At 31.9% G+C, this 4,719-nt stretch carries 5 protein-coding genes and 1 pseudogene; 4 read left to right on the top strand and 2 right to left on the bottom strand.

The genetic code is table 11. From position 1 onward, the window contains the following. Positions 1–198 precede the first annotated feature (198 nt). Positions 199–1,092 carry a M23 family metallopeptidase gene (locus tag BN349_RS07555; RefSeq protein WP_019241680.1) on the top strand — a complete coding sequence of 298 codons (894 nt, stop codon included), beginning with the start codon at positions 199–201 and terminating at the stop codon, positions 1,090–1,092. 155 nt (positions 1,093–1,247) lie between these two features. Continuing rightward, positions 1,248–1,571, top strand: a complete 324-nt coding sequence (locus BN349_RS07550) for a GNAT family N-acetyltransferase (protein ID WP_019241679.1) — start codon at positions 1,248–1,250, stop codon at positions 1,569–1,571. 340 nt (positions 1,572–1,911) lie between these two features. Here the strand turns inward: BN349_RS07550 and BN349_RS07540 are convergent, their stop codons facing one another. Further along, entirely contained in the window at positions 1,912–2,748 is an 837-nt protein-coding gene (locus BN349_RS07540) for a hypothetical protein (RefSeq protein WP_019241677.1), read from the bottom strand. A 429-nt stretch (positions 2,749–3,177) separates the two neighbouring features. On the opposite strand from BN349_RS07540, the gene BN349_RS07535 reads away from it, so the two are divergent. Both BN349_RS07535 and BN349_RS23610 read left to right on the top strand, forming a co-directional pair. After that, on the top strand, positions 3,178–3,828 hold the full coding sequence (locus BN349_RS07535) for a hypothetical protein (protein ID WP_019241676.1): 651 nt from the start codon (positions 3,178–3,180) through the stop codon (positions 3,826–3,828). Between the two features lie 336 nt (positions 3,829–4,164). After that, on the top strand, positions 4,165–4,392 hold the full coding sequence (locus BN349_RS23610) for a hypothetical protein (protein WP_019241675.1): 228 nt from the start codon (positions 4,165–4,167) through the stop codon (positions 4,390–4,392). A gap of 202 nt (positions 4,393–4,594) precedes the next feature. Here BN349_RS23610 and BN349_RS25860 read toward each other — a convergent pair. After that, positions 4,595–4,719 (bottom strand): annotated as a pseudogene (locus tag BN349_RS25860) (IS110 family transposase); the annotation flags it as partial.

The raw sequence follows: 4,719 nt of genomic DNA, 5'->3' as shown, positions 1-4,719 counted from the left end.
GCCTCCTAAAGGTGTCCACATCGGCTGTTAATGTATCGACGACTAGCAACTATCTTTTTTTGTTTCTCTTTTCTTTTATTACAGGAACTTTTTTTCAAATAAAACGTATTAGAGTAAACCATGATATGAATAATTGGCCATCTATAGTTATGTTTGGTGTTGGTGGATTATAAAACAAAAATTATAGGAGGAAAGAAGATGACGTTATCTATTATCCAATTAATGGTCTTCCAATGGATCTTACCAGCTGTATTCATCATTTCTTTATGGAGGGGGACTTTCCAAAGTAAGATTGATTGGGGCGTACAGGCGATGTTTACTGTGCTTTTTACAACTTGGTTGTTTTTGTCATCACAATGGGATTGGTTCAGTTATTACATACGTTTTATATGGTTGATTTTCTTGTTACTAGCGATATATAAATCTTGGAAAAGAGTAAGAACTCTACCTTTTTATATTAAATTCAACCGTAGTTTGGGTTGGTCTTTAGGGATTCACGGGTTCCTTTTACTTATTTTCGGAATGTATAATGTTTTAATATTTAGTGGATATACAACTAAAGACGATGCCATTGAACTCGACTTTCCACTGGAAAATGGAACGTATTATGTTGGTCAAGGTGGAAATAATGTGCAAATTAATTATCATAATGCTTATCCTAATCAGCGATATGCTTTGGATATTGTTAAGCTTAATCAATTCGGTATAAGGGCAGCTGGTATATACCCAAAAGAATTGGATAAATACGTGATTTTTGGAGATGAATTATATAGTCCGTGTACTGGTAAAGTTTTAGAAGCCCGTGATAATTTGTCAGATTTAACGCCACCAGATACAGATATTGAGAATGTAGAAGGTAATTACGTTAAGATAAATTGTAAGGCTGCAGATGTTTATATTGCACATATGCAAGAAGGAAGTGTAAAGGTAAAAGAAGGGCAGAGTGTACAAAAAGGACAACAAATCGGTTTAGTCGGTAATTCAGGAAATACGTCAGAACCTCATCTACATATACATGCTGAAAATAATGGTGAAGGTGTACCAATCAGGTTTAATGGGAGATTTCTCGTAAAGAATAGTTTAGTGTGGTAGGCAACAACACTGACAGATTTTCCTTTTGGAGTGAAGAAAAGTGTAATAGATCAACTAGAAGCCCTATAAGAGTAGGATAACATCTGGCTTTTTTATTATAGAATTAAAGGAGGGCTTATGAATATGATTCAAACAGATAGACTAGGTTTATACCAATGGATGAAGAAGTCCTTGAAGCAGCTTTATCAGGTGAAAAAGAATTAGAGAATTACTTAGGGTATCACATTATAGACTGCTTTTTTGAACCCATTCATAAAGAAAGAGTTTTTCCTATACGTTTAGAAAAAGTAAAACAGAATCCTGAATTTTCTAAATGGTATGGTTTAATTTATGAAATAAAAACGAGTACAATTGTAGGGATGATAGGATTTAAAAATCCGCCTAACGAAAAAGAATTAATAGAAATTGGATACGCTATACATCCTACTTTTCAGAGAAAAGGGTATGCGAGTGAAATGGCAGAGGCACTAAAGGAATAGGCTTTTCATCAGTTGGAAGTGAAAGGAATAATAGCAAGACATATATTAAAAGATAATATCGCTTCTATGAAAATCGCAGAAAAACTTGGAATGACTCTATTAAAGAATCACCAAGATACTGTTGATTATATTATTTATAAATAGTGTAATAAATATGAAATTGAACATAAAAGCTCATTTTAAGGTTTGAATAAATGTACATCAATGAATGGTCATGAACTAAGTAGTCTAATCTAGATCGTTCTTTTTATGTGATGAAAGATCAACCCGATACGATTATAGTAGGCTAAAGACTGCCTTTTGAGGCAGCCTTTTCCTATGTAAAAACGAATGATGATTTTTATTGATTTGGTAGTTCTAAAAATTCACGCATGACTCGAACTTGATCTTTTTGTTTAGGGAGATACATATTTTTGGATTTCATTATGACAATTGGTAAGGAATTCGGATTATCTTTAACTTTGTATTGATAAAAGCGATAGCTCTCTCCTCCACTTGGACCAGTGAACATTTTTTCAGATAGCAATTCAAATTTATCCGGATAGGCAGACAAAATCGTATGCCAAATTCCACCGATACCAATAATGTATTTAACTAAACGATTGTTTGATACTTCCTCTATAGCATTTATCATTAATTTAGTGGATTCTAAATTTTTCATCCAATCCTTTTGAACATTTCCTTCTATATCCCACTTTTTACAATGGAGAGGGAAAGCTTCTATTGTATGCATAAAATCAAATTCATTTGAATTTAGTACTCTTTTACATTGTTCAAGTTTTTTTATTCTCCAAAGTTTCTTCCTGCTTATCTTAACTTCGCCAAACAACTTGTCATTTTCAAGGTAATCTTTTTTAGACCAGGTTAAATAACGCTCTTTAACAGATGAATTAAAGCAGTTTTGTAAAGTAGCTAAATCTACTTTTACATCATCTCCATAAAGTTTAACTAATTCCTCAATAGTAATCTGACTTGGACTGTTCAATAGTACAAGTATATCATTTGAAATATCCTCCTGCAGATAACCGTAAAAAGGCTCAGGATAATAATCTAATTGGAATTTCTTTTTCACTTCATTTGGAGTATTTAAAAAATCAGAGAGAGTGGCTCCGTTTGATAATTTTGTAATGTAATCTTTCCAATAGTTGTAAAGAGCAATCAGTGCTTGATTTTTCATAAAATGACCCCTTTTTATGAATTTATGGTTATATTTGTATGCATAGGATATATCGACTATAAATATTAAATTTTAAGAGTGAATTTAAACTTTTTTCACTAAATTTTAGTGATTTAATGGTATTTTTTTCATAGTTTTTTAATTTTTGTTTGGTTTATCTAGTAAATTAGTAACGTTTGGCAAAAAAGAGTAGGTTAGCCTTGTTACTATGCTGGTATCGATAATCTGAGTAAGTTTAGTTCCATCTATATGATGCTGTTAGGATTGCTCTGCAAATTTATATAGAGTTCTACAACTAAAGGTGTAGAAATCTTCATCCAATATATGGATGAAGAAAATCTATAAAAACGTTAAGATAAGATTATGAAGAGTTAAATGGAATGGATAAAAGAATAGTTAGGATGCTTCTGTCAAGTGAGGAGGGGAAGAATGAAAATCGAACAAATTGAGCTTTATATCTCGAATTATGATAAAACAGTTTGGTTTTACAAAAATGTGTTAGAGTTTAATTGCCATTCAGAATCAAAAAACACCATACATTTTAAAGTGGGGAAGAGTATTTTGACATTGCATAGAAACGAAAAAGAATCGTACTATTATCATTTCGCTTTTAATATTCCACCCAATCTTTTTCAATCAGCGAAAGAATGGATGCGAAAAAGAGTTTCACTAGCTATAGATGAAGGCTTGGATCAAGCTGATTTTGAAGACTCCAATGCAAATGCCTTTTATTTTGAAGATCCTGCTGGAAATATTGTTGAATACATTGCGAGAAGAAATACGACTCCAAATGCAGGAACTGAGCAGTTTGCACCTATTTATGTTCGTGGAATAAGTGAGATAGGAATATCAACAAATAATATTAAAGAAATAGTGGATGGTATATGTAGCCTTGGAATTTCTTCTAGGAAAAATGAGCCGATTTATTATGAAACATACTTGAATTTTTTGGGGGAAGACAAGGATGGACAATATATCATTGTTGGGCCTCTAGGAAGAAGGTGGATATTTTCAAATAAAGTTGGAATTCATGCACCTGTCATTATAAAAACGGACTGTGGAACTATTCGAAACTTTTAATCTATTTTGTGCTGTTCAAAGTGCGTATTAAAAAAACAATCAATGAAAAATGAAAAAAGGTTATCAATTAGATAACCTTATTATATTCTTGAGCTTCTTTCATTTGATTCTAGATTATCCTCTATGTCCGCCAACTAGACCTGCTCTGTTAAGTGCGGTTCCACGGTATAATCTCGTAAAAGAATTTGGCTTTATCCATAACTTTTTTCTTTCGGTGGCACACTTTTAACAGCCTGTAATTCTTCTTCAAAAGTTGTTGACGACTACGACATAGGAAGACTAAGCGTAGATTTTGGAGACAATGGAGCCTATGAAATAGGGGCTAACGCTAAAGGGATGCCAATTTTTAAACATCATAATAAAGCATTTCAACAGGCTCAAATTGATTTTAAACAAGGTTTTGAAGCAACTTCCGAAGAATATGAACTAAAGCCTGTTAATAAAAGAAATTATAAAGACTATATGGCATATACTTGGCAACTTGAAACTAAAGATGAAACTGTTAGGCAACAGGGTGTAATGATAACGAAGTTCTTTGATATTTATGAAAATAGTTTTAAATGATAAAAAAGAAATTAAGTTTTTGGTTGTATTTCCATATTAGTTAACAAAGTTTGTGAATAAACACACTTAAACTAAACCAGCTAATAGTTTGTCAAACATTTAGCTAAATAATATAATTTTGACATGCTATACTTAAAATAAGGCATGACAAATAAACTTCCTTCAACGTTATGGAAGTTCCTTGAATATATGTAAATTTATTTTAAGCAACATCTTGGAATGTTGTTTTGTTTTTCAAAAGAGCGTAAATCCAATGTAAAAGCTTGTTAGCACAGGCAATAATGGATACGATAAGGTTTGCCTTCTTCCCGTTTCTTATCGTAAAAC

Origin of the sequence: Bacillus sp. AP8, from assembly GCF_000321185.1 — a bacterium.
Lineage (GTDB): Bacteria > Bacillota > Bacilli > Bacillales > DSM-1321 > Bacillus_AD > Bacillus_AD massilioanorexius.
This window is presented reverse-complemented; position numbering and strand designations above follow the sequence as displayed.

Bases quoted from the DNA above. Each gene is read 5' to 3' on its own strand.
- BN349_RS07555 (WP_019241680.1), top strand. From the start codon at position 199: ATGACGTTATCTATTATCCAATTAATGGTCTTCCAATGGATCTTACCA.
- BN349_RS07550 (WP_019241679.1), top strand. From the start codon at position 1,248: ATGGATGAAGAAGTCCTTGAAGCAGCTTTATCAGGTGAAAAAGAATTA.
- BN349_RS07540 (WP_019241677.1), bottom strand. From the start codon at position 2,748: ATGAAAAATCAAGCACTGATTGCTCTTTACAACTATTGGAAAGATTAC.
- BN349_RS07535 (WP_019241676.1), top strand. From the start codon at position 3,178: ATGAAAATCGAACAAATTGAGCTTTATATCTCGAATTATGATAAAACA.
- BN349_RS23610 (WP_019241675.1), top strand. From the start codon at position 4,165: ATGCCAATTTTTAAACATCATAATAAAGCATTTCAACAGGCTCAAATT.